Genomic DNA, 24,120 nt, shown 5'->3' with positions numbered 1-24,120 from the left:
CCAGAACTCCGTTACGCCAAGGCGAAAAACTTCAAGACAAAATCGAAGCCCAACTCGCCGCCATCAAGCGCAAACCACGTCTCGTCCAATCATTTTTTAAAGCACCGACTGTCGCCTATATTACCGACTGCTGAGTATTTCTTATACTTGGCCGATGCTGGTCGTCCGGGTCGGAGAAACGGCAAAACGTGCATTTTTCAGCGCGACACAGGCCAATATGATCGTGATCATTCTAGTGGCTTATCTCGTTATTATTCTTGGTATCGTCACATTCCGATAAGTCTGCGTTGGTATCGCGAAATTGATATGACGATCGAGAGATCACGGCGATCCAAAACATTTCCACGATTTCCCCATTACAGTTGAAGGATTAACCGGATCATTCTCCCCCAGTTGCTCGAACGCGTGGACTCGGCCCCCTACGAAACCGAAGCAGAGCGATCCGCCAATTTCGAGCGGTTAGGCCCGCGGTTCGATCCGGCAGATTACGAGAGGAAACTGACCGACTCAGATAAGAACGACATACCGTTCTGACCGAACCGGACCAGACGATCCGGCCAAGTCGTTCGTGCTGGTTTGAACCTTAGCTGCCCTTGGTCATCAGACGTCCGCGCGACCGCCAAGGGCAGTCAGGCCGGGTCTTATCGCGCAACCTTCGCCCGGGTCGGCACCGGGTCCATCCAGCTCAGATCGTGCGGATCACGCGGCTCCCACGGCTTGTCGTCCAGCGCGAAACCAACCACCCGGGCGATCCCTTGTGCCCGCTGCGCCACCTCGTAAGCCGCTTCGACATGATACTCATAGGTCGGCATGTAATCTTCCAGTCGGCGTTCGAAGAAACCGCTGTCCTTGTTCGCCTCGACCAGCCGCACGCGGTCGAGATACTCCCGTTTCACCGTCTGCCATTCCCGGCAGGCCGGAATCGCAACGCCGACCGCATCGTCGAGCAGCTTGCCCAAGGCTGCCCGATATGCCGGATCAGCGGGGTGGAGAGCCGCGATCACGTCGAGGGTTTCGGCCTCGGCCTCCGCGAAATAATCGGGCACCACCTGACCCTCGCCATCCTCATCACAACGATGGCTCATCACCCAGTCGATCTCGTAAAAATCGGGCGCGATATCCGAAAGAACGAACGGCTCAAGCCGGACCAGCTCCACCGGAAAGCGAATGATTTTGCATGAAGCCAGTTCAGAATTCATGGCGAAGTCCCCTGTTTCCACGATCCGAACAATACCAGAACAAGGGGGATTCCGCAACGAATTTCCAGCCCAAAGTCTGCGCGTGATCACCCCGGCGGACCATCTCTGACGGTTACCGACCGCCGCGAACGCGAGGCGACAAGCACCCGGGATGCGGCTCCCATATCCTGCCAGTGCGGTTCGAGGCTTTGGCTCCGCTACGATCGTCAGGGCAAGGCAAGGCCAGCATGCCGCTCGATCACGGCCCCGCGTCTCCGCCGATCCGAGACCGTCACCGACCAGTCGCGGGGTTACGGCGGTTCGGGGTCTCACCGGCGATCGATGACCTCCGCTCTGCCGGTGGTCCGCGCCAGCGAACCGGAACTGCGTTCGAATTGCACCGGTGGATGCCAGCCTCATCATGCGAGACAGGCTCATCCCCCGTCAGCCCCTCGCGTCCGCTCGCCCGTTACCGACGCGGAGATCTTAAGTCGCGATCCGGGCAGCGTGGGTGCGGACTTCCCGGCCGGACGTGGAATCCGATCAGCGGCCGTCATTGGTGTGGCTGATCAACGTGCGGAATGTGCAGGTCGCGGGAGACGTCCGGGGTGTCCGCCCCGCCATCGCCGATCTCTCCGCACATCGCACGGGATCGCTGACAATTGCCTGCTTCCCGCCGCGCGAGGTGCCCGATCTAGGCCGGGCGAGACCAGCGGCAACCCCCGCTTCGCCGTCCAGGCGCGCCTGGTGCGCGCCTGTCAGGACGGGCGAAGCGCCTGCGGTTCGGGCCGTCCCGTGTTGCGACGCGTATAGAACGCGTCGCTGCCCGCGCCAGCCGGCCCTCAGGGGTATGCCTCCGGTCTCTATGCCCGGCCTTCAGATCGGCACCGCGGCGGTAGAGCAGGCAAGGTGCCTGCGATCCCCCGGCTTTGTAGAGAGATCAGTCAGATGTCGAAGACGAAAACCACGAAGAACGCTCCCGCCACCCCCCGCACCCCGCGCGGTGACACGCCGATCACCCTCGAGACGATCCGGATGATCGCCCCCACGCACATTCAGGCCGACAAGATCAGCTCCACCTACGCCCTTGATACCGTCGACTTCGAAAGCATCCGCGCCAGCACCGAAGAACAGATCGGCCGCTCGGCCCAAGCGCTGGAAGCCCATCTCGATGAAAAGGCGCTGCGGATCCACCTCGATCGCATCGTCAACGCCTTCGTCCGGTCCGCCCATGGGGCGGCCACCTTCTACAGCGCGAAGGTCAGCGACGCCCGCATGGAGACCGCCAAACTCGCCAACGACCACCGCGACGAGGATCGCGATCCGGTTCTGGGCTTCGACAGCAGAGCAGCCCGGGCCCGGGAGTTCGCGGCCAAGGCTGGCCTCAATGCCTACGCCCTCATGGCCGCCGTCACCGGAGCCATCGACGCCTATGAAACCGTCATCGGCATGGACTGGAAACCCTACTCTTCCTCGGGTGCATCGTCCCGCAACGTCCAGCGGCAGGCGGCTGACGTCGAGTTGGGTGCCTTCGGAGCCTGACCCGGCCAGCCTCAGGGGCGGAGACCGCAAGGTCTCCGCCCTTTTCGTCTGCAATCACAGCCCAACCGCCAATGTCATTGTGGACCGTTCCCGCTTCACCCGGAGCAGTTGCTCGTTCAAAGGCCGGTGTCGCGCTTTCAGCGCGATGCGGGGGCCAGCGGGCTTCGCCCGCTATGCCCCGGCACCCCCGCGCCTGGCGGCGCGGTGAGGCAAACTCTCGAAGAGTCTCAATCGCTTGATCGTTCAGGAGACTCAGTCGTTAAAAACCGGCTGTCCTCCAACACCACCCATCCGCTGGTTCATCACGCTGTAGAAATCACCGACAGTCATGCCTTGAAAGTTATTGTTCGAAATGTCCACAGCAGGAACTACCTGCGACAATGGCTCATTCATGTTCTGGACTGCGGCGAGCGGTCCACCCACGCCCGGCCCAAAAACATAGGCCCCATACATCTGGTCGATCGTGGGTGGGGACCCTGTAGCCGCTTGCACACTTTGCGCATACGAAACCATCGTATCCGCCGCAACTACTGCCTCATCCTGCGGATTCGACATGTCAGCCAAAGAATATGGCAAACCAAATCGCTGGCATGTCGTCTGCCACGTCCCGCTTTCGACCTGCCATGGACCGAATGCCGATGTCGTGCCGCTGGTATCGGCGATATTCTGGAAGTGACTTTCAACCTCGGCAATCGCCGCCATCGTCGTGGGATTCAAACCATCCGTCTGGGCAGCCGCAAGTGCCGCCTGCCCGTAAGGTGTTGCCATCAATTCAGCCATCAAATTGCTGCTGCCCGATCCAGACCCCGAACCAAAACTACCAGCGCCGGTCCCTGTCCCACTCCCAGTTCCGACCGGAAGAGGCGCGCTACTAGGACCTGTCGTGAACGCCGGTATCCCCGGAAACTGAAATACTGGGACAACCTCAGCCGGTGCTTGTGGCATCGGTGCCACCCCCTGCCCCATGGCAACCCCGATCAGCAACACCGCACCCACCGATCCAGCCAGACCGACCGAAATACATATCCTCACGCTCCTGCCCATGGCACCCTCTCATTGAAGGTTCAGGGCAGGAATGCCGTTCGCTTGCACGCCCATGACCTGACAGGTCGTCGATGGTGAATACGGGTCGTGAAACGGCGAAACATATTTGAGCGGAATATAGCCGGTCAGATTCTTGTTCACCAAAACCCGAGCAAACCCGTGTGTATAGGCTCCGCCAACCGCCTCGAACCACATCGATCGAGCGACGATCCGTGAATGGATGCTCGGTTGCGCATAGATCGGCTCGAATTGCTTGAGATCCTTACACACCCAGATCCCCTTGATCGGATAAACCTTCGGGTTCGGCATCGGCGCGATCGGACCCGAATGCGACAGATTCAGCGGCTGCGACTTCAGCCGCTGATCAGACTCCTTTTGCAGTTGTTCCAATTCCTGCCGGGACATCACCGGCCCCGACTTCGGTGGAACCTGCCCATAAGCGCAACCAGCGCTCACAACGATCGCCGCAATCGCGGCACTGAAACCTAGCCTGCCCATTACTTTGCTCCCTTGCTGGATCGGACCACCCTGTTTTTTCAGGCTCTATCGCCAGTGCAAAGCCTAAAAACGCATCCCATTAAATTCCGGTTTTCCCTTGATATTTTCTTCAATGGTGTGAACCAAAGACACCGACATCGGCCACTTTCCAACAGAAAAATCGCCCAACGGACAATATATCCGGTTGAGCTTCCCGATCGCCCGATTATGCACACATCGCGCCAAACCGTAGTCGAGTATGTGACGCGCATCCGCATTCTGACCCGTCACCATCGAACTTACGAAATACAACCCAATCAGCCCCGCAACCGTCGAGGCCGCAATCACCCAAGACCGCTGGACCTTGAACTCACGTCGAGGCGGCGGCTGGGTCAATTTGCGGATCGCATCGTTCAGATGCGACACCACCGTGCTCACCGCCTGATTCACGGCCCGATCCGCCCCCAAGAGATTGCCGCTCTGGTATTCGCCGTGAAGCGTGCCGACGAATCTCTTGAAGACAAGGATCGAGTCATACATTTTCGCCGACTCCTCCCGCATCTCCCGAGAAACCGTGCTACTGCTACGTTCAATCTCTGTCAGTCGGTCGTCGAAAGCTCGATACAATCCCTCCATCGACCGCAATACCTCGGCCTGCGATTCAATGAATAAACCGGCAGGCTCTTCCGCCCGCAGCCCCCAGTCCCCCGCCATCCGCTCCATATTTGCAATCGACCGCTTCAATGCCTCGATCGGGGCCTGAAGATCGGCTTTGCGCTGCCCTGGACCACTGGACCCGTTCTGGATGCCGCTCATGAGGCCTCAGCAATCATAGGCTCGCTTTCAACATAGGGGAGCCACTCGGCCGGAATCCGCTCGAACGTCTTATCAAGCCCCTCGGTCCACCACTTGTGGACACGCGCCACATCGAAAATCGACAGCGGAGTAACGCCAGCCGGGGTCTTCCGCGCGGCCGCCTCACGGAACGTCAGACCACGCTCCAACACCGCATCCAGACATCTCAACTGCGGCAGCGTCACGACCGCCGCCCCCTTGGCCCGCGCAGCCGCGATCACCGGCGAAGAAAAAACCGGCTCAAAGGCTTTCATCGGCGAGGTGTCACCGCGGATCAAACCCGCGTTCATGACGAACAGCATCTCAACATTGATGCCGTCCCCCACCATCGTCGGATCGAAATGATCGATATCGGCAACGATTGGGCCGACCAGCTGCGCAATGACCACCCGGACACCCATCGTCTCGGCGACACTGCTCAAGTCCAGATCGTCCAGCATCTTTTGAAGCACGAGATCGCCACCGCCAACGTCCAGCAGCACATCACGCCGGGAGGCACTCTGCTCCTCGATCGCACGCTCCAACCATCCCCGGCGATCATCAATCCCCATATAATCCGGGCGACGAACGTCAGGAAAAAACGCATCGATGTTGCCGGTCTCGCCATGAGGGTCGATATTCCAGACGTCCAGCCTTGCACCACGCTCTCTGAACCGCTGACCCACGATGTTCAGAAAGGTCGTCTTACCAACCCGACCACGCCCAACTGCAACGATCAGGACGGGAAGCCGCGATTTCGCCGCTGATGACTTTTCACCGGAAATCGCTTCATTTTTTGGCCCAGCCATAATCTAATCTCCTTTTTTTACAACGCACTATCTGCGTCAGGCGGAGATCAGACCAATCGCTATCGCCAGTGCAAAGCGTTTTCGGCAGATAAAAAAACTACGCCTCTTCACGTTCCCGTGTAAGTCTCGCAGTTACCCGGCGGGCCACCTCCTGCGCATTCCGGCGCGTGCGAGGATCCATTTCGATCAGATCCTTCATCACATCCTGCATCATCTCATCATGAACCAAATCGACGTTCGGTGTCGCCACAACAGTCGATGCAGTCGTCACCGGAAGAACGGGAGAGCGTTCGATCGGTCGCGCCACGGCAACTGGCTCATGCGCATTCGTCCCCTGCGCACCGCTCCCGTTCGTGTTCAGGACGTCCTGCCAGACCCGCGCCGCCAATCGCGCCGAAATCGGCCGCCCTTTGGTATCTCGAAACTTCTGCGCCTCGATCTCGGGCAATGCCAACAGGCGCTCCCAGCTGATCCGATGTCCCCCCGAAGCGGCCTTAATGGCGTCCTGATTGACCGTCAGAAATTTACGGAATTCCGACAGCCTCGTGATGTTGTTCAGCGCCCCCGTTGTAAGCCGCTTGGCAACGAAATTTGTGGTGCGCACAGGCATCTACTTTGCGCTCTTTCTCTGCTGGTTATGAGCCGCCATATCCCGTCTCACCTTGCTCCAGATATATGAGGCGGCTGATGGTGTGATCGGCTCACCTCTACAATTCCGGAATTGTCTGTCACGGATTTCAGGCATTTCGAGGAAATCTATCCAACTTATACTATACCCTTGGGAAGCTCTGATAATTTCATCGTAATTATCAGTGAGGAACACCCGAAATTCCGAGAGGGTCGAGATATGTCTCTGGAATTGAATCTGACCAAGACGATTACCCGATTTTATTGAAGTCTTTGATTTTTTAGCTGATGTCGTTCGACCATCCATGGATACCAGTTCCAATGTGCGATGCGATTATTTGGACAGCGTCAAGATACGTCCTTAGCATACGGGACGTATGAATTTCAACACTCATTCTGCCTTCAATCAGCCGGATTGTGACCGGTTCTTGCCCCAACCTGACAAACCGGCAACCGAAAAGAAACGCGGGGCCAGTTTCGTCATCACCCTCGCCACCAGATGCGCCCGATCACCGCCGGTTGTTCGTCCGCCAGTGCCTGGCTCTTCTGCTGGTCTCTCAATTATAAAGCCGGCCAAGGTCGTGCCGGTTCAACCCCGCCCTTCGGGCGCCGCGCAAGAGCGCGGTTCAGCCACGCCAGCTACCGCAAGGCCAGGTTGCGGAATCCGCAGGCCCCAAGAGGCCCGCGTCTTCCGCAACCCGACCTCGCGCGCTCGCGTAGCTTCAGGGTTGAGCCACCACGAAGGCCGGCTTTCCCGCTGATCATCAACAATTCCGCTGATGCAGAAAGGGATCACCCAGATGACATACCTCCGCACGACTGACCGCCTGACCCGCCACGATGGCCGCCGCATGGCCTCAGGTGGCTTCGAGATCGAGTACATCGAAACACGCCACACCGCCCACGGACCCGAGACGGAAGTGGTCTGGAGCCGCCCCAGCCTGCCCGGAGACTTCCCGGAGGATCAGATCCCCTACTGACCGACAGGGCCGGACCCGAAAAGGGTTCGGCCCTTTTGCCGTTCCACAGCAAAATGCCCCGACCAGATGCAACAGAAGAGTGCCTCAGCAGTGAGGTCACCGGCTGGGGAAACAGTGTGGCTCCCTCATAACCAACCCCAATCACCGTGCCGCACTACCGCCGGGAAGAAAGAGGGAGGAGAGGGCTGTCTGCCCTCTCCTCCCCAAAACGCATCCTTAGAAGTGGCAGGCCCGCGTCATCCGCAGGCCCCAAGAGGCCCGCGTCTGCCGCAGCCCGACCATTCACGCATGCATTTTCCCCCTCCTCTCCCGCTGCTCGCCGCAGGGCGTCCAGAAAAAACGTGCGTTTTTTCTGGATTATCAAAGAAGGAGTAACCCAAATGTCCGTCTCTCTTGAAACAGCCCCCCGCAGCCATCGCCCCCATGAAGCACAGGAGCACTACCTCCGCCGCCTCGCCCGCGCACGGTTGAAAAGATCAGAACTGCGCGAGATCGAAACCCTCTACGCCCGCCTCGATGCCGACCGCGCCGCCCATGGCCTCCCCCCGGCAGAACGCCCGGAATGGTCGCCCGTTGATATCCTCGAATGGCAGGACTTGAACGCCACCGAACGCTACCTCGACCTCGAAACCTACGCCCTCGCCGCAGATCGCGCCGCACAACCCCAGACCGAACGCATCACCCTGCAACCCATCCGCACCTACCGTGTTCTCAACAAAAGCAACTACGCCCGCCAGCTCCCCGCCGATGCAGTTTACATCGGCAGAGGATCGAAATGGGGCAACCCGTTCGTGATCGGCCGCGATGGCACCCGCGAGGAAGTCACCGCCAAGCATGAATACTGGCTCTCCCGCCAGAACGACCTCTTGCGCACGATCGACGAACTCAAAGGCCGCGATCTCGTTTGCTACTGCTCACCCCTCGCCTGCCATGGTCACATCCTCCTGAAACTGGCCAATGCCAGCCGAGACGACCGCATCGCATGGTGGAAGCAAATGCGGGTGGCACACTGACACCACCAAGGAGCGGCACCAGCCGCCCCACCCTTCCCCAGACCATGACCGGACAAGGGCGGCCTCAGAGCCGCCCGCATCAGTTTTGCAGCAACTACAATCTCTCATAATTCGGCATACAGTTCTAGCTATTGCTATACGTTAAATAAAATTTGTAGAGATACCTTTGATATTATTCCTCTAAGCCTGCTTAGGTGAGGATAGACGTGGCATCCCGGACGCGTTCGGTCCCCTTCCCGTCTCATTCTGTCCCTTTACAGGAGTAGATGAAGGAAATCCGATTTTTCCTCATACACCAATGCACCCTCGGCGCGCGCGAATTGATCAGTAAAACCGATCGATCAAATCTCGCAGCTTCGTGAGCTTTCAGAGGGGCTTTCGGGTCAGGAGATCGGCGCGTCATCAGCCCCCGGCATACCCGTTTTCATCGCGGAGTTGTGATCAATTTTGCCCGCCCAAAGCCGATTTTGCGATACGCACTTGCAATAGCGCTCTTCACGCTCCGTCCCGACCCAGGAGGGTTTTCCGCGAGAATGCTGATCCATCGTGGGTTGGTGAAACGGCGGAAAGTGAATGATTTCAACGCATAGGAGCGTACTATGTCTACCGAAGATAAAACACGGAAACGCGACATCGACATTGAACTCACCAGCTTCAATTTTGAGAACCAGATCTTACGCGCATATCGCGATGGCGATACGTTCTGGTTTCTTGCGAAGGATGTCTGCAAAATTCTCGACATCAAAAACTCACGGGACTTCATCGACGGTCTCGACGATGATGAGAGGGGTGTCGTTAAAGGCGACACCCTCGGCGGGGTCCAGGAAATGAACGCCATTTCCGAAAGTGGTCTCTATCTTGCCACCATTCGGAGCAACAAAGCCCTCGCGAGAAAATTTACCCGATGGGTCACCAAGGAAGTTCTGCCGGAAATCCGTCGGACCGGGCGTTACTTGGGTTCGACCGACGAAAACGATCGTGCCTTGTTTGCCGAGACTAGTCAGGCGGTTCGGCGTATGGGTTCGCACGTGCGGGCCGTCGCCGAGCAATTAGCCCTCACTGAACAGGAACTATCCAAGACTCGGCACCATCTGACGCAGGTGGCAGAAATCTGTGAAAATGCCGTCGAGAGCGATTTGCGCCTGCACGGACTACCCCAGGACAGGGACATTGCCAGCCCTATTCTGAGCGAGGTCTACAATCACTTTATCCCGATCATGGAAGGCTTAAAACAGTCAGCATATCTTCGTACTGGGATGTGCGGGGACGAGGAAACGCTCCAGGCTTTCTATGACTTCATCCGCGAGCATTCAGATAAGAAGGGGAATCTCGCAACTGACGAAAAACCAAAAACTATCCAATAACGGCTCGCCGGCGACGTCGGCCGCTCTAAGCTAAACCTAATCGCGAACTTGTGAACGAATTAACCGATCCCAAGCCGATTTTGCGATACGCACTTGCACTACGGCTCAGCACGCTCCGTTCCGACCCTCATGGGTTTTCCGCCAGAAGCCGGCCCATCACGGGCCGGTGGAACGCGGAAATCGAACGATCTCAACACCCAGGAGCATACTATGTCTGAGTATACCGCCCAATCAGAAGCACCCGGACCGGTCTTCGAGCCGGTTGTCTTCGACTACGAAGGCCGTGCGATCCGCGCCATCAATGACAACTTTTTGGTCTGGCTGGTCGCAGCCGATATCGCCGAAATCCTCGGCTACTCGACGGAAAACTGCTTGATCAAAGCAGTCGATGACGACGAAAGGGATACTCATACTTTGAGTACCCTTGATGGCCCCAGCACACTCATGACAGTTTCGGTCAGCGGTTGCTGCCACGCCATCTGGAGCGACCAAAAGCCGAATGGCCGTCTCATCCGGCGATGGATCACCGACACGGTCGTTCCAGAAACGCGCCGTACCGGAAAAGATGCCCGAATGACGACCAACGGTACACTGTCAGAGAGAAATTCGAGTGGCAGATCGAAATCAACGGGGGTCGACGAAGCCCATTTACGGGATGTGCCGACGAACGAAAAAGGCGGGACCATTGAGGACCTCATGCAAGATCTCATGGGCCTCGACCCCCGCCGGCAGCATGGACCGGTCCCGCCGCCCGATCATAGACGCTTCCCGGCGGTCGACGATCTCATCGGCGCTGCTGATCCCGACAAGATAAACAAGATCGTCTGGCTCGAAGAAACTTCGAAGATAATGGGCGATCACTGCCGGACTTTGGAGAAGATGCGACGCGAATGGGAACAGGACCCCGCTTTCAGGGATCACACCCACCCGCTGCGTCAGATCGTCAACGCCGTTACGATCGATATCGATATGGCCATAGAGATCGTGACGCGACTGAAGCGGCATTGGGACGAGGCACTCCAACGGTCCAGACCTACCGACCCCGAGTCTCCCTCCAGCCAGACCTGAGCAGGAGCGGGCGATCACGGCATCACCCGCGGTCGCCCGTCTCTCATACCGAAAGGAACGAACCATGGACGATATCCAGCAAAGGGCGATCCAGAGCGCCCTGACCGCCCTGTCGCAAGGCCAGACCGAAACAGCAACGGCCATCCTGACCGGCATCTCCGGTGTCCACGAAACCGTCAGAGACGTTTCCGACATCCTCGACCAGCACGGCGATATTCTGACCCGGATCTACGCGGCGGTCGCGCAAAAGGGCAATGACGGCGATGACAGCCTGGCCAAGCTGCTCGCCACCCTGATCAAGCAGATCGAGAACCAGATGGTCCGCATGACCGAACTCTCAAACAAGGTCATGGTGCGGCTCGAGGAACTACCGGAACGGCTTGCCCGGGAACTCGACCGGCAGACCAACCGCCTCCCGGCCGACTGACATGCTGGGCGTTCGTAAGATATCAGCCGACAGCAACGGCGCCACCGTCGCGGCCTACTACGACAATGAAATCAAACCCACCCTCGATGTCGGAGCCGGGGGCACCCCCGCCCCGAACCGGGCCAGCGGGGAGAGGGTGGCGAACTACTACACGCGCGAGCAAGACGGCGCGGTCTGGTCGCCGCATATCGACGACAAGGTTGCCGCCGCCCTCGGAATCAATCCGGCCAAAGCGCCGGACCAGAAGACGATCGCCCGGTTGGTCGAAGCCCGCCGCGCCGATACCGGTGAAAAATGGGAGGCCAAAAGCCCCCGCAAGGTAAGCGCGCTCGATCTCACCTTCTCGCCGCACAAAAGCTGGTCCCTGGCCTCGGCGTTCGCGCCAACCGAGGCGGAACGGCAGATCATCCACCATATCGAAACCCAGGCGAACGAGAAGGCAATGGAGTACGCGGCCGAGATCCTCGGTTGGGCCCGGCTGGGCAAGCACGGCCAGGATGGTGCCGAACGCGGGGACGTCGCCTGGATGACGGTACGCCACAAGACGGCCCGCCCGACCCTGCATGTCGAAGATCCGGATACGGCCACGACCTATCTGGTGGACCTCGCTTCTGTCGGCGATCCGCAGGATCATCACCACAACATCCTGTTCAACCTGGTCGTAACCGAGGATGGGCGCGTCGGCTCTCTCGACACCAAACGGCTGCGCGACCGGGTTCACGAGATCGGCGCGGTCTATCAGGCCTACCTCGCGGAGTACGGGCGTCGGTTCAACATCGCGATCGAGTACGACGCCAAGCAGGAAGCGGCGATCATCAGCAAAGTCGACAAGGCGGCGGTCACCGAATTCTCGAAACGCCACCGACAGATCGAACGTGAGGCCAAAGCGCGCGCCCGCCAACTCGGCCTCGCCTGGGATACGATGGACATCCAGAAGAAGAAGGGCATCCTCGCCAAGACCGGCCTGACCGCGCGGATCCGCAAACTCGGTGAGGATGAGGTCCGCGGCGAGGAAGCCTGGCGGGCGCGGGCCGCGGCGATCGGCTGGACGCAAGAAAGCGTGATCGACCGTCTGGTGCCGGTGCCGATGTGGAGCGACAAACAGCGCTACGACCTCGCCTATGATTTTGCCGCGACGCAACTGGCAAAGGAGTTTCGAACCGCGGCCGTGGTCGATCTCGATCTTCTACGCACCTTTGTTGCCCGCGGCCTGATCGCCACCGGGATGAAAACGCCGGGCGACATCGACATCGTAACCGACCTCGTGGAGGCCCGCGGCATCAGGATGCGCGGCCAGCACGTTCGTCTGCATATTGGCGAGTCCGACGGCAAGCTCCGGATCACCAATAGCGAGCAGATCCGGATTGAGACCACCGTGATGGACGAGGCCCTGACAGCCGCCCAATCGAAAGCCGGCGCCTTGAGTGCCGATGCGATCCGCGATGCCATCGCCAGATCGGGTCTCGATTTCGTATCCGAGCCCGAGCATGGCCAGCAGCAACTTGCTGCGATCTACGCGCTCGGCACCGGCAGCGATCTTACGGTCCTGACCGGGGTTGCCGGTGCGGGCAAGACAACGCTCCTGACCCCGCTGGTCGCCGCCTACAAGGCTGATGGCCGGCAGGTGATCGGCATCGCAACCGCATGGCGGCAGGCCGACGCGCTGAAGGATACCGGGATCGGCGTCATCGACCACGAGGTGTTCGGCAAGATCGACCCCGCGGGGCGTCCAACAACGCGAGAATCCATCGCCTCGATGAAACGCGCCGGAACCGACGGGACCTATGCGCTGACCAGGTTTCTGCGCATGGTCGACCGGGGCGAACTCGACCTGAACGAACGCACGGTGCTGATCGTCGATGAGGTTAGTCAGATCGCGCCGCGCCAGTTCCTGAAACTGCTCGAACTGCGGGCGCGCACCGGCATGGTGATCAAGGCACTCGGGGACCCCAACCAGGTTCAGGCGATCGAGGCGGGCGACACGATGCGTCTGCTTGATTACATCCTGCCCGTAGAGGCCAAACCGTTCATCGGCGTCACGGTCCGCCAGCGCACCAGGCGCGGCCGCGACATCGCCGGTCGGTTCCGCAACGCCGATGCGGCCTCGGCTCTCAAAATGAAACGCGAAGACGGTACCGCCCAGCTGATCGGGGGCGATCTCGATCAGGTGGCCGACCGGATCGCTGAGTTCTACCTGCAGCGGCGGGATATCCTGCAGGCACGGGGTGGCAACCGCGGGATCACCATCTCGGTGCCCACCAATGACGATGCCGCGGCGATCAGCCACGCGGTCCGCGACAAGCTGAAATCACGCGGCGAGATCACCGGCCCGGATACGATCCTGAAAGCCATCGATCAGCGCGGTGAACACTACGACCTGCCGGTAGCCCAAGGGGATCGGGTGCGCCTGTTCCGCAAAACCTGGACCCAGTTCCACGACGCGAGGCACGGATATCTGGGCAATAACGGCGATATCCTCGACGTCGTCGCGGTGAGCCAGGACACAATCACCCTACGACGATCGGACGGACGCACGGCGACGGTGCGTCAGGATGCACTGCGTGAAGAGAAAACCGGACGGATCATGCTCGGTTTTGGGCATGCGATGACGATCGACAGCGCTCAGGGGATCACCTCGACCGAACACATCAACGCCCTGCCCCGCGGCACCGCCAACCTGACCGCCTTCAAGGCCTATGTCGCGGAAAGCCGCCACATCGACGCCGCCTGGACGATGATCGGCGAAGGAGGATTGCTCGAAGCGGAACGGCTCAGCCGGGCAATCGGTGACACGACACCGATCACGGCGTCTGATCTGTGGAAACGCGCTGCCGCGGATATGTCCGAACAGAGACGCAAAGCGCTTGGCGTCGAGCTGATGGATTTGATCAATAAACAACAGGAGCAGATCATCGAGAGCCGGTCCCGAAAATCGAGATCAACCGAACGCTGGATGAAATTCCAGCGTGAGGTGGAGACGACGGCAGCCGCCGGCGAGGATCCCGCCAAGCATTTCCAGCAAAAAACCCAGGAGCGGGAGGCGTCTGTGGCATTGGCCGAGCACGTTCAGCATCTCGCCCGCGTGATCCGACAAAGCGGCGACGGCTGGGACTCCATGACACAAGCCCAGATCGTGGCCCTTGACCGTGCCGGCGCTGCCTTCGCGCGGCCTGCGGCGAAACCGACATCAAGGCCGCGGATCGGTTAGGGCCATTCAACCAGGGAGGAGACAAATCATGAGCCGCTGCATACTCGACAACGAAGCCCGCAATATCGAGGTGGTGATCGGTTGGGATCAGGGTGCGCAGAGTTTCTTTGCGCACGTACTCGACAACAACGCCGCGTGGCGCGCAAGGGATGCCGGGGCATCCCGCGATGAGATCGAAGCGGCAGCACTGGTGCTTCGCACCGGCGGGTATGACCGATCCTATCATCGGCCGGACGAACTCATCGCAGCGATCAAACCTTATGCCGCCGAATTTTCGACGGAGCGGCTGCGTGCCGAACTCCTGAAGGATCAGATGACCGACGACGGGGAGCGCTGTTACGGTCTGGATGACGATTGACCGTCTCTCCATACCACGCACGCGAGGCCGTGCCCGGAAAGTTTGGACATAATCAGCAATGGAGCGCTGATCGTCGATCGGCGTTCTGGAAGCAAGCGCATGCCGTGATGGGTATGGGTCGCAGTCTGCTCATCAGTCTTGACCTCCGGCTGATCATGGCGTGGCATGTCGCCATGGATCAGCATGTCGGCGGGTCGGTTCGGGACGAAGCCACCGCAGGACGCGAAGTCCTCGCCGGCCTGGTCGAGCGTGTGACGTTCCACAATGCCGAAAACGGGTTCTGCGTGCTGCGGGTGAAGGCGCGGGGTCATCGCGACCTTGCTACCGTGATCGGCCATGCCGCCATGATCAGCGCGGGTGAATGGGTGACGGCAAGCGGCGAGTGGGTGAATGACCGTACCCATGGCCAGCAGTTCAGGGCGCGGTTCATGCGCACCTCGGCGCCGACCACGGCCGAGGGGATCGAACGCTACCTGGCCTCGGGGATGATCCGGGGTATCGGTCCGGTGTACGCGAAGAAACTGATCCGCGCGTTTGCGACGGCGGTGTTCGACGTGATCGAGGCGCACCCCGAACGACTGCGCGAGGTCTCCGGGATCGGCACCATCCGCGCCAAACGGATCGTGACGGCCTGGGCCGAACAGAAGGTGATCCGCGAAATCATGGTGTTCCTGCACAGCCATGGTGTCAGCACGGCTCGATCGGTACGGATCTACAAGACCTACGGGGCCGATGCCGTGCAGGTCATGAGCGAGAACCCCTACCGATTGGCCCGTGACATCCGCGGCATCGGGTTCAAAACCGCGGACGCCATCGCCATGAAGCTCGGCATCGAGAAGACGGCGATGATCCGGGTCCGTGGCGGGATCGGCTATGCCCTCTCCGAAGCGATGGACGATGGGCATTGCGGCCTGCCCACGAATGAATTGCTGTCGCTGGCGGAGGGGCTGCTCGAGGTTCAGTCCGAACTGGTCCGCGTTGCCCTGGACCACGAGTGTCTGGAGGGAAGCGTGATAGTCCACCGGATCGGCGAGACGCCTTGTGTGTTTCTGGCGGGACTTTACCGCGCGGAACGCGCGATAGCCGAGCGATTGCGGGTAATTGCCGCCGGCGATCTTCCCTGGCCGCGGATCGATGCGGACAAGGCGATCCCTTGGGTCGAATCGCGGATCGGCATGACACTGGCCCCCAGCCAGCGCGCGGCGGTGACGTTGGCGCTGCGCACGAAACTTCTGGTGATCACTGGCGGTCCCGGGGTTGGCAAGACCACGATCATGCGGGCGATCCTTCAGATCCTCGCCGCCAAGAACGTGCGCATCTTGCTGGCCGCCCCCACCGGCCGGGCCGCCAAGCGGATGGGGGAGGCCACCGGGTTCGACGCGAAGACGATCCATCGCCTGCTCGAAGTCGATCCGGCCAGTGGCGGTTTCCGGAGGGGTGAAGATCATCCTCTGGAATGTGACCTGTTGGTGATTGATGAGACGTCGATGGTAGATGTGCCGCTGATGCACGCCCTGACCCGCGCCGTGCCCGATGGCGCGGCGCTGCTGGTGGTTGGGGATGTCGATCAACTCCCCTCCGTGGGACCTGGTCAGGTTCTGGCCGACCTGATCGAGGCGGGTACCGTGCCGGTGGTGCGGCTCACCGAGATTTTCCGGCAGGCGGCGTCGAGCCGGATTATTGCCACGGCCCACCGGATCAACCGGGGCGTGATGCCTGACCTTGCTCGTGGCGATGCGGGTAGTGATTTCCATTTCGTGCAGGCGGACGATCCCGAAACAGCGGTGGCGCGGATCGTGGAACTGGTGAAGACGCGCATCCCGCAGGGGTTTGGACTGGATCCGATCCGCGACATCCAGGTTCTGTGCCCGATGGCGCGCGGCGGGGTTGGTGCGCGGTCGCTGAACGTCGATCTGCAGGCGGCACTCAACCCGCATGGTGCGCCCAAGGTCGAGAAATTCGGCTGGACATACGCCCCCGGCGACAAGGTCATGCAGATCGAGAACGATTACGATCGCGAGGTCTATAATGGCGATATCGGGTTTATCGGCGGGGTCGACGCCGAGGTTGGCGAGGTCACCGTCGGATTTGATGGCCGGGATGTCGTCTATGGCCTTGGTGATCTCGATGCACTGGTGCCGGCCTTTGCCGCGACGATCCACAAATCCCAGGGATCGGAATATCCGGCCGTGGTGATCCCGGTGCTGACACAGCACTATGCCATGCTGCAGCGCAATCTGCTCTATACCGGCATCACCCGCGGGAAACGGCTGGTCGTATTGGTGGGCAGCCGCCGCGCCGTGGCCATCGCGGTGCGGAACGTCTCAGGCCGGCGACGATGGTCGAAGCTCAGAGACTGGATGGCCAAGCCGCCCGAGATCGACCTCGGGATGCCGGGCGCAATTCTACGTTCAAACAAAGGAACGCACGCGTAAGTTGCGTTACATTCCAAGAATCCTCCGCAAACCGGTTTCGGCCCGACAAAGAAATCGTGGCCTATCTCCGATGGACCTAAAGGCGGTAGTTTAACGTTGCATGATCGGGGGATGTCGGACTGATGGTGGCTTCTCATAAATGGCAGTTCAGGACCAAGTTCCGCGCCAATGCCTATGGTTGGAACGGATCGCGCCTTGCCGTCGATCGGCTCAAGGCGGCCGTCGCCGAAATCAGATCGGTGGCAAAGACCGATCCGGTCTTGGCCGGGGACGGCGTCGTGTCGCTGGCAGAACGTATCTGGCCATCGCTCCAGAGTATCGACAGCTCATCCGGTGCACTTGGTTCGGCGGTGTCACGCACACTCGACGAACTGATCCCGATCCTCATTGCCGCGCCCGCGACGCCCACCGCGAGAGGTAAATGGCTCGCGCGTTTGTTCGAGGCGATTCAGGAGGATGGCGTCGACTACCTGTCGCCGCTGGAAGAACGTTGGGGCGAAATTGCCCAATATCCCGAGTGGATGGAAAAATATGCAAACCTGCTGATCGAAACGGTGCGTCTGGCTTGGACCGACCATGCAACCTTCACCCACGTCACCGGCGCATCCATCTGCTTGTCCTGCCTGCTCGAACTCGGTCGCTACAATGAACTTCAGGAACTCCTCGCCATGCGTCGGGTCAAATTCTGGCCGTGGCATCGGTTCGGTGCGGAAGCTCTGCTTCGTCAGGGGTTATGGGAGAGCGCGATTGCGTATGCGGAAGAGACTCGAAGCAAAACAAATGCGAATTTCTACGAGCGTGCGGTTGATCGGTTTTGTGAAGCCGTACTGATCAAACAGGGGCGTTCGGACGACGCCTATCGGCGTTACGGTCTGCAAGCCGCCCAAGGGATTACGAACCTTGCGGTCTACCGCTCGTTGATCCGTCAGTATCCTGACCGTGACCGGCGCCAGATGCTGTTGGATCTTATGGTTTCCCGTGGCGACAAGGCGAAATGGTTCGCCGCGGCAAAGGATGCGGGGTTTTTCGACATCGCCATCGATTGCGCAGCGACGTCCGGTACCGACCCATCGACGCTGGTACGCGCCGCTCGGGATTTTCAGGACAAGGAGCCGAAATTTGCTGCGGTGGTGGCTTTGTTCGCTCTGTCCAGTTTGCTCTCCGGCGGTGGATATGATCCGGCCCCGACCGATGCAGCGGACGCGGTGAAATATCTGTAAGCGTCCGGTCTCGGTCGTGTAGCGATCTGATCTCAAGCGGTTTAGCTGGACTCCTTCTGGAGGCTCATAAGGAGGCGGCTGGTGGAGGGAGAGATTGTTGCGCGGGTCGAGCGGCGCCGGATGTGGTCTGCGGCTGAGAAGGCTGCGTTGTTGGCGGAGGTCGAAGCGGAGGGTGGCCGGGTATCGGTTGTGGCGAAGCGTCACCGGATATCGGACAGCCTGCTCTACAACTGGCGCTCAGCATGCAAGGCGGCGGATGAGCGCGGGTCGCAGCACTTGGTATCAGGCGGGTGCGCGTCGTTCGTGCAGCTTGGTGTGATAGGGCCGGCCCGGAACGAGGTGCCTCAGGCTGCGGCACTGCCGCAACCTGAAGCGATCGAGCCGCCCAACGGCCGCGGTGCGGGTCTGACGCTGGCCGAACGTGTCGGGGTGATCGAGATCGATCTACCGGATGGTGTCCGGATCCGGCTCGATGGTGGCGTGAGCGAGAAAGCGCTGCGGCGCGTTCTGTTTGCGGTGCGCGAGGTCCGATGATCAGCCTCGCTCCCGGCACGAAGGTGTTTCTGGCGTGCCAGCCGATCGATCTGCGCGCGGGCTTCGATGGTCTGGCATCACGCGTGCAGCAGATCATCGGGGCCGACCCCTTCATATGTGTCGGGCTTAATTATGTGGCGGCCTCGCGATGAGTGGCTGATTTCTGCGCCCCAGATCAATCTGGCCGCCACATAATCTAGATGGCTTCCAGCAATTGCAGCACGGCGTCCTTTGGCTGGAACCGGGCTGGCTGCTTGCCCGCGACACCCGCTTTGTCGAGGCCGCGCCGCATCATCTCGACGTCGGCGGCTGCGTAGCGGTGCGTTGTGGCCACCTGAGAATGGCCAAGCCAGGCCTGGATGGTCAGCAGATCAACACCTGATTGCAGCAGCGTCATGGCAAGCGTATGTCGCAGGACGTGCGGCGACACGGACTTCCTTGCCAGCTCCGGCGTATCGGTGGTGGCCGTGGCGACGGCTCGCCGGACGATGTGTGTCGCCCCGAAGCGCGTGAGACGCTCGCCGTGCGTGCCGACGAAGAGCGGGCGCTCGTCCATTGCTCCGAGCCCTCGTTCGTGCATCAGCATCTTCAGCGATTTGGCCAAGTCCGGCGAAATCGGCACGATCCGTTCCTTGCGTCCTTTGCCGCGCAGCAACACCTGAGGCCGTGCCCGATCGAATCGAAGATCACACGCGTTAACACCGAGTGCCTCGGAAACACGCGCGCCGGTGTGCCCAAGGAAAAGCAGCAACGTTCGATCCCGACGTCCGCGCGCAGTTTGCTGATCTGGCGCATCAAGAAGAGCGTCAAACTCTTGTCGCGCAAGATGATGCGTCACCTCGGTATGCGACCTTTTGAGCGGGATCGCGAGCACACGTTGCGCGACGCCGAGTGAGGCTGGATCGTTGGCGGCCACATGATGGAAAAACGACCGGATTGCCGCTAGTCGCGCATTGCGTGTTTGGACGGTATTCTTCCGCTTTTGTTCGAGATCGTCCAGAAATGCGAGGATAAGGTCGCGGTCGAGGTCGGGGATCGTCAATTCGCAAGGCTTCCGCTTTGTGCGCTCGGCAGCGAACCGTATCAACATCCGCAGTGCGTCTCGATAACTAGCGAGGGTCGAAGGGGTCGCATTGCGCTGCTTCGTCATTCGATGGTGAAAGAAGGTTTCAAGTAGCAGCGGAAAGGAGGGGCATACGCTCATACGACACCTCCATCGACGAACGCCCGCTCGGCCGCCATGCCGAGTAGATCTGCCGTCGCCGTGATGTAATAGGCGGTATCGCTATAGCGGGCGTGTCCGAGATAGGTCGCCAGGATGGGCAGAAGCGCCTGCACGTCGGCGTTCTCACCATGCCAGACGGCAAGGCGGGTGACAGCAAATCGGTGTCGGAGATCGTGCGGCCGCAAGCTTTTGCCTTTATCGAGCCCCGCAATTCGGCAGGCGGCGGTGAATGCTTGCTGCAACCCCGTGGGCGACAGGCGATTGCCACGCGAACTCAGGAAAAATGCCGCTTCCTTCGGTAATGGAAAGAGCGAATCCCGCTGCCGAACGTAGTCGCGTAGTGCCATCAGCGTCGTCGGATGGATCGGAACCAGTCGATCCTTGCGGAACTTGGTCTTCCTGATGTGCAAGACGCCATCTGTGAGGTCGACATCGGCGCGATCGAGGCGGAGGACTTCGCCCGATCGCAGTCCGGTGCTGGCTAGCAGCCCGACCAGCGGCGTCAACACCATGGCTCGTGCTGGATAGCCTGGTGAGATGCCGCGGCATGCCGACAGGAGCGACAGGAGTTCATCCTCACTCAGGATGCGTGGTGGCGGAATCGCACGTGATCGAGGCAGCACCTTAGGATCGAGCGCCTCGGTCAGCGGATCGTAGACAGCGAGATACGCAGCAAAGCCGCGCGTAACACTGTAACGAATGACGCGGCCATTGGCTGCTCTGCCCCAGGAAAGGACGAAGTTGAGTGCCATCTCCTGCGTCAGCGGGCCGTCAATCTGTTCGGCATCGACGTAGCGGACAAGCGCACGCAAGATGGAGGCTTGCTTTTGGAACGAATAGCCGAGCGATCGGCGAAGGGCGATATAGTTTTCGACCCGGCCGGTGAGCGTCTTGGCGAATCTGCTCATGGCGCGCTTCCCGGGAACGGGAGGGCAACGTCAGCGAGTTGCGTCACCGCCACCTTCACATAGATCGCGGTCGTATCGATACTCCGATGGCCCAGCAGGTCCGCGACCTCGTTGATCGGGCGCCGTTGGCTGACGAGCTGCGTAGCCAGGCTATGACGCACTAGGTGGGCGCCAGCGACGCGTGGAAGCTGAAGGCCGCCACGCTCGAGAGTAGATCGGACTATTCTGGAAATGACGCCGCTGTTGTCGATGGGTCGGACAGGCGGAATATGCTGTAGGAATACACGTGGACTGTCGCTCTTGGGCCTGGCATGCAGCACATAATTTGCGAGCGCTTCGCCTGCTTCCTGGAGCAGGGGCACGACGCGGTCACGCTTCGCCTTGGTCCGGCGCACGACTACCTCGGCCTTGCGCCAATGGATATCCTCGAGCTCAAGCGCTCTAAGCTCCTTATTGCGCAATCCAGTGGTGGCGACGAGCAGCAGAATGGCGCGGTCACGTACATCCACCGGGGTTGCTGCATCGATCGCGTCGATCACGCGCCTGATGTCTTCCCAGGCCAAGTGGGGTGGCAGGTGGGCCAACTGATAGCAGGGCGTACGCGGGACAAATCGGGCAAGATCCTGACCATTGAGGTCGGACCAATGCAAAAAGCGAAGGAAGACGCGTACGTAAGATGTGGTCGCCGATCGTGTATAAGGGTTGGAGGATAATGCCAGAAGGTGCTCGACAACGGCCAGCACATGCTCACTCGTCATCATAGCCAGTGGCTGTCCTGGGACGTGTACGTCGTGCCAGGCAAGAACTCGACGAGCAGCGAGCAGCCGTCCTTCACAAGTCTTCGGCTCAAGACCGCGGATGCGTCGCAGATGATCGAGATAGGCGTTGAGCAGCGGCTGATGCGGATCTGGTTCCACGCTCGGGATTGAAAAGCGCTCAGGCGCAACCCGGCGCGCGAGCTCAATGGCCGCTCGTACGGATAGGCGAGGCGTCTCTGACGAATACTCACCAATAAACCTGTCGATGACGGTCTGCTCGATTAGCGTAGCCCGAGCGGCGCGCGACAAATGATCGCTGAACTTTCCCAGACGGCTGAGATAAACCCTGGCCGATCCTCGCTTATAGCCGTGTTCGGAAAGATAGGCCGAAATGCGATCCATCTCATCGCCCAGCCCACCACTACGAAGACGTCGAAGCACACGCGGATACTTGTAATATAGCTCCAACATAGCTCTCTCTCCATGTGGACAATCCAGGAAAACCCTGGGTCCGTTGGAGAAAGTGACGGCTAAATTATGTGGCGGCCAGATTGATCCGGGGCGCAGAAATCAGCCACTCATCGCGAGGCCGCCACATAATTAAGCCCGACACATATGAAGGGATATGTGGCGTGCCACATATCCATTCAGCAGTCATTTTTTCCTCTTCCGTGGCAAGCGCGGTGATTATTTGAAGGGGCTGCACTGGGACGGCAGCGGCCTTTGCTTATTTGCCAAGCGCCTCGAGCGCAGCAAATTCGTTTGGCCCCCGATTGTCGAGGGGTCGACGACGCTGACGCCGGCGCAGTTGGCCCTCTTGGTTGAGGCGATGGATTGGCGCCGGACGATAGCACCACCCGCACCGCCCCGACCAATGCTGGTCTGAACGGGCTGCGATTCGGAATCGATTCTGGTGGTGACGATCGGGGCTTGGTAGGGTTTTGGCATGTCGCTCGCCAGCGCCGCTCTGCCCGCCGATCCTGATGCGCTCCGCGCTTTTGCGCTGGCTTGCCAGCAGGAATTGACAGCGGCCTCCACCGAATTGCATGCGGCGAAGATCGGGCTGCAGCTTCGGGTGCTGGAGATCGAGAAGCTGAAGGTGGAGATCGCGCGGCTGCGGCGGATGGCGTTCGGTCGTTCGTCCGAACAGCTCGACCGGCAGATCGGTCAGCTCGAATTGCAACTCGAGGAGTTGGAGACGGGTGCTGCCGAGGCGACCGGTGGCGATGATGCTGCGGAGCCCGATGTCGCGGAGGAATCCGCGCCGATCAAACGAGCCCGCAAGCCCAAACGTGCGCCGCTGCCTGACCATCTCCCGCGCGAGACGGTCGTACATGAGCCGGCACATGATGCAGGTTGCACCTGCACCGCTTGCGGTGCGGCGATGGGCAAGCTCGGCGAGGATGTCACAGAAGTTCTCGACTACATTCCCGGCCGGTTCCAGGTGATCCGACATGTCCGGCCGAAATACGCCTGCACGCGGTGCGATGCGATCAGCCAGGCACCGGTGCCCAACCTGCCGATCCTGCGCGGGCGTGCGACACCCTCGCTGCTCGCGATGATCGTGGTATCGAAGTATATCGATCACCTGCCGCTGTATCGCCAGAGCGAGATCTATGCGCGCGAGGGCGTCGACCTGTCCCGCTCGACCCTCGCCGATTACGTCGGCAAAGCCGCCTGGTTGCTGACGCCGATCGCCAAGGCGATCCGTGCCCATGTGTTCGCCGCCGAGAAGATTCATGGTGACGATACCCCGGTTGCGGTGCTGGCCCCTGGCCTCGGCCGGACCCGAACCGGCCGATTATGTTGGGGTGGACGGCCCAACGGCATCGAATGTGCCAATATAGGGTCGATCAACCAACCCAATGAAAGGGCCGCCCAATGGAATTTAAACGCATTTCGATCGACACGTCCAAGCATGTTTTTACGATCCACGGGGTCGATGACCAGGAGCGCCCGGTACTGCGGCGCGAGATCAGGCGGGCTCAGGTCGAACCGTTCTTCGCCAAACTGGCACCGACGGAGGTGGTTCTCGAAGCTTGCGCTGGCTCGCACCATTGGGGGCGAGTGCTCGGTGCTATGGGCCACCGGGTGAGGTTGATCCCACCGCA

At 60.3% G+C, this 24,120-nt stretch carries 22 protein-coding genes and 2 pseudogenes; 15 read left to right on the top strand and 9 right to left on the bottom strand.

Features of this window, described 5'->3' with window-relative positions:
• Positions 1-641 precede the first annotated feature (641 nt).
• Positions 642-1,199, bottom strand: coding sequence for a hypothetical protein (locus tag AruPA_RS19395; RefSeq protein ID WP_265638406.1), 558 nt, complete (start codon positions 1,197-1,199; stop codon positions 642-644).
• Between the two features lie 927 nt (positions 1,200-2,126).
• Between AruPA_RS19395 and AruPA_RS19390 the strand changes: the two genes are divergently transcribed.
• Positions 2,127-2,720 (top strand): hypothetical protein, encoded by a 594-nt coding sequence (locus AruPA_RS19390; RefSeq protein ID WP_265638405.1) that lies wholly within the window; start codon positions 2,127-2,129, stop codon positions 2,718-2,720.
• Between the two features lie 252 nt (positions 2,721-2,972).
• On the opposite strand, the gene AruPA_RS19385 is transcribed toward AruPA_RS19390, so the two are convergent.
• The 5 genes from AruPA_RS19385 to AruPA_RS19365 form a co-directional block, all read right to left on the bottom strand.
• Entirely contained in the window at positions 2,973-3,500 is a 528-nt protein-coding gene (locus AruPA_RS19385) for a transglycosylase SLT domain-containing protein (protein WP_265638404.1), read from the bottom strand.
• 273 nt (positions 3,501-3,773) lie between these two features.
• Entirely contained in the window at positions 3,774-4,262 is a 489-nt protein-coding gene (locus AruPA_RS19380; protein WP_265638403.1) for a hypothetical protein, read from the bottom strand.
• 63 nt (positions 4,263-4,325) lie between these two features.
• Positions 4,326-5,057: a hypothetical protein gene (locus tag AruPA_RS19375; protein WP_265638402.1), complete on the bottom strand. Its 732-nt coding sequence runs from the start codon at positions 5,055-5,057 to the stop codon at positions 4,326-4,328.
• Positions 5,054-5,884: a hypothetical protein gene (locus AruPA_RS19370; RefSeq protein WP_265638401.1), complete on the bottom strand. Its 831-nt coding sequence runs from the start codon at positions 5,882-5,884 to the stop codon at positions 5,054-5,056. The genes AruPA_RS19375 and AruPA_RS19370 overlap by 4 nt, the downstream gene beginning before the upstream one ends.
• A 97-nt stretch (positions 5,885-5,981) precedes the next feature.
• Positions 5,982-6,494 (bottom strand): hypothetical protein, encoded by a 513-nt coding sequence (locus tag AruPA_RS19365; protein ID WP_265638400.1) that lies wholly within the window; start codon positions 6,492-6,494, stop codon positions 5,982-5,984.
• An 817-nt stretch (positions 6,495-7,311) separates the two neighbouring features.
• On the opposite strand from AruPA_RS19365, the gene AruPA_RS19360 reads away from it, so the two are divergent.
• From AruPA_RS19360 to tnpB (AruPA_RS19310), 11 genes are all read left to right on the top strand, one after another.
• On the top strand, positions 7,312-7,491 hold the full coding sequence (locus AruPA_RS19360; RefSeq protein WP_265638399.1) for a hypothetical protein: 180 nt from the start codon (positions 7,312-7,314) through the stop codon (positions 7,489-7,491).
• 380 nt (positions 7,492-7,871) lie between these two features.
• The gene (locus AruPA_RS19355; RefSeq protein ID WP_265638398.1) at positions 7,872-8,504 is read left to right on the top strand and encodes a DUF4326 domain-containing protein; all 633 of its coding nucleotides are present in this window, start codon (positions 7,872-7,874) and stop codon (positions 8,502-8,504) included.
• Between the two features lie 599 nt (positions 8,505-9,103).
• Positions 9,104-9,868, top strand: coding sequence for a BRO family protein (locus AruPA_RS19350; protein ID WP_265638397.1), 765 nt, complete (start codon positions 9,104-9,106; stop codon positions 9,866-9,868).
• 210 nt (positions 9,869-10,078) lie between these two features.
• Positions 10,079-10,936: a BRO family protein gene (locus AruPA_RS19345; RefSeq protein ID WP_265638396.1), complete on the top strand. Its 858-nt coding sequence runs from the start codon at positions 10,079-10,081 to the stop codon at positions 10,934-10,936.
• A 64-nt stretch (positions 10,937-11,000) separates the two neighbouring features.
• Complete coding sequence (locus tag AruPA_RS19340) at positions 11,001-11,363, top strand: hypothetical protein (RefSeq protein WP_265638395.1); 363 nt, start codon at positions 11,001-11,003, stop codon at positions 11,361-11,363.
• A gap of 1 nt (position 11,364) precedes the next feature.
• Complete coding sequence (gene mobF / locus AruPA_RS19335) at positions 11,365-14,571, top strand: MobF family relaxase (RefSeq protein ID WP_265638394.1); 3,207 nt, start codon at positions 11,365-11,367, stop codon at positions 14,569-14,571.
• A 28-nt stretch (positions 14,572-14,599) separates the two neighbouring features.
• Positions 14,600-14,929 carry a hypothetical protein gene (locus tag AruPA_RS19330; RefSeq protein WP_265638393.1) on the top strand — a complete coding sequence of 110 codons (330 nt, stop codon included), beginning with the start codon at positions 14,600-14,602 and terminating at the stop codon, positions 14,927-14,929.
• Positions 14,930-15,102: 173 nt separating this feature from the next.
• On the top strand, positions 15,103-17,364 hold the full coding sequence (locus AruPA_RS19325) for an ATP-dependent RecD-like DNA helicase (RefSeq protein WP_265638407.1): 2,262 nt from the start codon (positions 15,103-15,105) through the stop codon (positions 17,362-17,364).
• A gap of 239 nt (positions 17,365-17,603) precedes the next feature.
• Positions 17,604-18,584: a hypothetical protein gene (locus AruPA_RS19320; protein ID WP_265638392.1), complete on the top strand. Its 981-nt coding sequence runs from the start codon at positions 17,604-17,606 to the stop codon at positions 18,582-18,584.
• Positions 18,585-18,665: 81 nt separating this feature from the next.
• Positions 18,666-19,118 (top strand): IS66-like element accessory protein TnpA, encoded by a 453-nt coding sequence (gene tnpA, locus AruPA_RS19315; protein ID WP_265638391.1) that lies wholly within the window; start codon positions 18,666-18,668, stop codon positions 19,116-19,118.
• Complete coding sequence (gene tnpB / locus AruPA_RS19310) at positions 19,115-19,270, top strand: IS66 family insertion sequence element accessory protein TnpB (protein WP_211477358.1); 156 nt, start codon at positions 19,115-19,117, stop codon at positions 19,268-19,270. The genes tnpA and tnpB (AruPA_RS19310) overlap by 4 nt, the downstream gene beginning before the upstream one ends.
• Before the next feature lie 44 nt (positions 19,271-19,314).
• On the opposite strand, the gene AruPA_RS19305 is transcribed toward tnpB (AruPA_RS19310), so the two are convergent.
• The 3 genes from AruPA_RS19305 to AruPA_RS19295 are packed head-to-tail and all read right to left on the bottom strand — an operon-like array spanning position 19,315 to position 22,480.
• On the bottom strand, positions 19,315-20,322 hold the full coding sequence (locus tag AruPA_RS19305) for a tyrosine-type recombinase/integrase (RefSeq protein ID WP_265638390.1): 1,008 nt from the start codon (positions 20,320-20,322) through the stop codon (positions 19,315-19,317).
• Entirely contained in the window at positions 20,319-21,251 is a 933-nt protein-coding gene (locus AruPA_RS19300) for a tyrosine-type recombinase/integrase (RefSeq protein ID WP_265638389.1), read from the bottom strand. Before AruPA_RS19300 ends, AruPA_RS19305 begins: the two co-directional genes overlap by 4 nt.
• Positions 21,248-22,480 (bottom strand): site-specific integrase, encoded by a 1,233-nt coding sequence (locus tag AruPA_RS19295; protein ID WP_265638388.1) that lies wholly within the window; start codon positions 22,478-22,480, stop codon positions 21,248-21,250. Before AruPA_RS19295 ends, AruPA_RS19300 begins: the two co-directional genes overlap by 4 nt.
• Positions 22,481-22,634: 154 nt before the next feature.
• Here AruPA_RS19295 and tnpB (AruPA_RS19290) point away from each other — a divergent pair, with 154 nt between their 5' ends.
• The 3 genes and pseudogenes from tnpB (AruPA_RS19290) to AruPA_RS19280 all read left to right on the top strand — a co-directional run.
• Positions 22,635-22,895, top strand: a complete 261-nt coding sequence (gene tnpB / locus AruPA_RS19290) for an IS66 family insertion sequence element accessory protein TnpB (RefSeq protein WP_265638387.1) — start codon at positions 22,635-22,637, stop codon at positions 22,893-22,895.
• Between the two features lie 60 nt (positions 22,896-22,955).
• Positions 22,956-23,801: pseudogene (gene tnpC, locus AruPA_RS19285) on the top strand (IS66 family transposase); the annotation flags it as partial.
• An 89-nt stretch (positions 23,802-23,890) separates the two neighbouring features.
• Positions 23,891-24,120, top strand: a pseudogene (locus AruPA_RS19280) (IS110 family transposase); the annotation flags it as partial.

This window comes from Acidiphilium sp. PA (assembly GCF_026191915.1).
Lineage (GTDB): Bacteria > Pseudomonadota > Alphaproteobacteria > Acetobacterales > Acetobacteraceae > Acidiphilium.
This window is presented reverse-complemented; position numbering and strand designations above follow the sequence as displayed.

Excerpts from the sequence above, each read along its gene's own strand:
- AruPA_RS19325 (WP_265638407.1), top strand. The coding sequence starts at position 15,103 with ATGGATCAGCATGTCGGCGGGTCGGTTCGGGACGAAGCCACCGCAGGA.
- tnpB (WP_265638387.1), top strand. The coding sequence starts at position 22,635 with ATGTGGCGTGCCACATATCCATTCAGCAGTCATTTTTTCCTCTTCCGT.
- AruPA_RS19355 (WP_265638398.1), top strand. The coding sequence starts at position 7,872 with ATGTCCGTCTCTCTTGAAACAGCCCCCCGCAGCCATCGCCCCCATGAA.
- AruPA_RS19365 (WP_265638400.1), bottom strand. The coding sequence starts at position 6,494 with ATGCCTGTGCGCACCACAAATTTCGTTGCCAAGCGGCTTACAACGGGG.
- AruPA_RS19300 (WP_265638389.1), bottom strand. The coding sequence starts at position 21,251 with ATGAGCAGATTCGCCAAGACGCTCACCGGCCGGGTCGAAAACTATATC.
- AruPA_RS19380 (WP_265638403.1), bottom strand. The coding sequence starts at position 4,262 with ATGGGCAGGCTAGGTTTCAGTGCCGCGATTGCGGCGATCGTTGTGAGC.
- mobF (WP_265638394.1), top strand. The coding sequence starts at position 11,365 with ATGCTGGGCGTTCGTAAGATATCAGCCGACAGCAACGGCGCCACCGTC.
- AruPA_RS19390 (WP_265638405.1), top strand. The coding sequence starts at position 2,127 with ATGTCGAAGACGAAAACCACGAAGAACGCTCCCGCCACCCCCCGCACC.
- AruPA_RS19370 (WP_265638401.1), bottom strand. The coding sequence starts at position 5,884 with ATGGCTGGGCCAAAAAATGAAGCGATTTCCGGTGAAAAGTCATCAGCG.
- AruPA_RS19330 (WP_265638393.1), top strand. The coding sequence starts at position 14,600 with ATGAGCCGCTGCATACTCGACAACGAAGCCCGCAATATCGAGGTGGTG.
- AruPA_RS19305 (WP_265638390.1), bottom strand. The coding sequence starts at position 20,322 with ATGAGCGTATGCCCCTCCTTTCCGCTGCTACTTGAAACCTTCTTTCAC.
- AruPA_RS19295 (WP_265638388.1), bottom strand. The coding sequence starts at position 22,480 with ATGTTGGAGCTATATTACAAGTATCCGCGTGTGCTTCGACGTCTTCGT.
- tnpB (WP_211477358.1), top strand. The coding sequence starts at position 19,115 with ATGATCAGCCTCGCTCCCGGCACGAAGGTGTTTCTGGCGTGCCAGCCG.
- AruPA_RS19345 (WP_265638396.1), top strand. The coding sequence starts at position 10,079 with ATGTCTGAGTATACCGCCCAATCAGAAGCACCCGGACCGGTCTTCGAG.
- AruPA_RS19350 (WP_265638397.1), top strand. The coding sequence starts at position 9,104 with ATGTCTACCGAAGATAAAACACGGAAACGCGACATCGACATTGAACTC.
- AruPA_RS19360 (WP_265638399.1), top strand. The coding sequence starts at position 7,312 with ATGACATACCTCCGCACGACTGACCGCCTGACCCGCCACGATGGCCGC.
- AruPA_RS19395 (WP_265638406.1), bottom strand. The coding sequence starts at position 1,199 with ATGAATTCTGAACTGGCTTCATGCAAAATCATTCGCTTTCCGGTGGAG.
- AruPA_RS19340 (WP_265638395.1), top strand. The coding sequence starts at position 11,001 with ATGGACGATATCCAGCAAAGGGCGATCCAGAGCGCCCTGACCGCCCTG.
- AruPA_RS19375 (WP_265638402.1), bottom strand. The coding sequence starts at position 5,057 with ATGAGCGGCATCCAGAACGGGTCCAGTGGTCCAGGGCAGCGCAAAGCC.
- AruPA_RS19385 (WP_265638404.1), bottom strand. The coding sequence starts at position 3,500 with ATGGCTGAATTGATGGCAACACCTTACGGGCAGGCGGCACTTGCGGCT.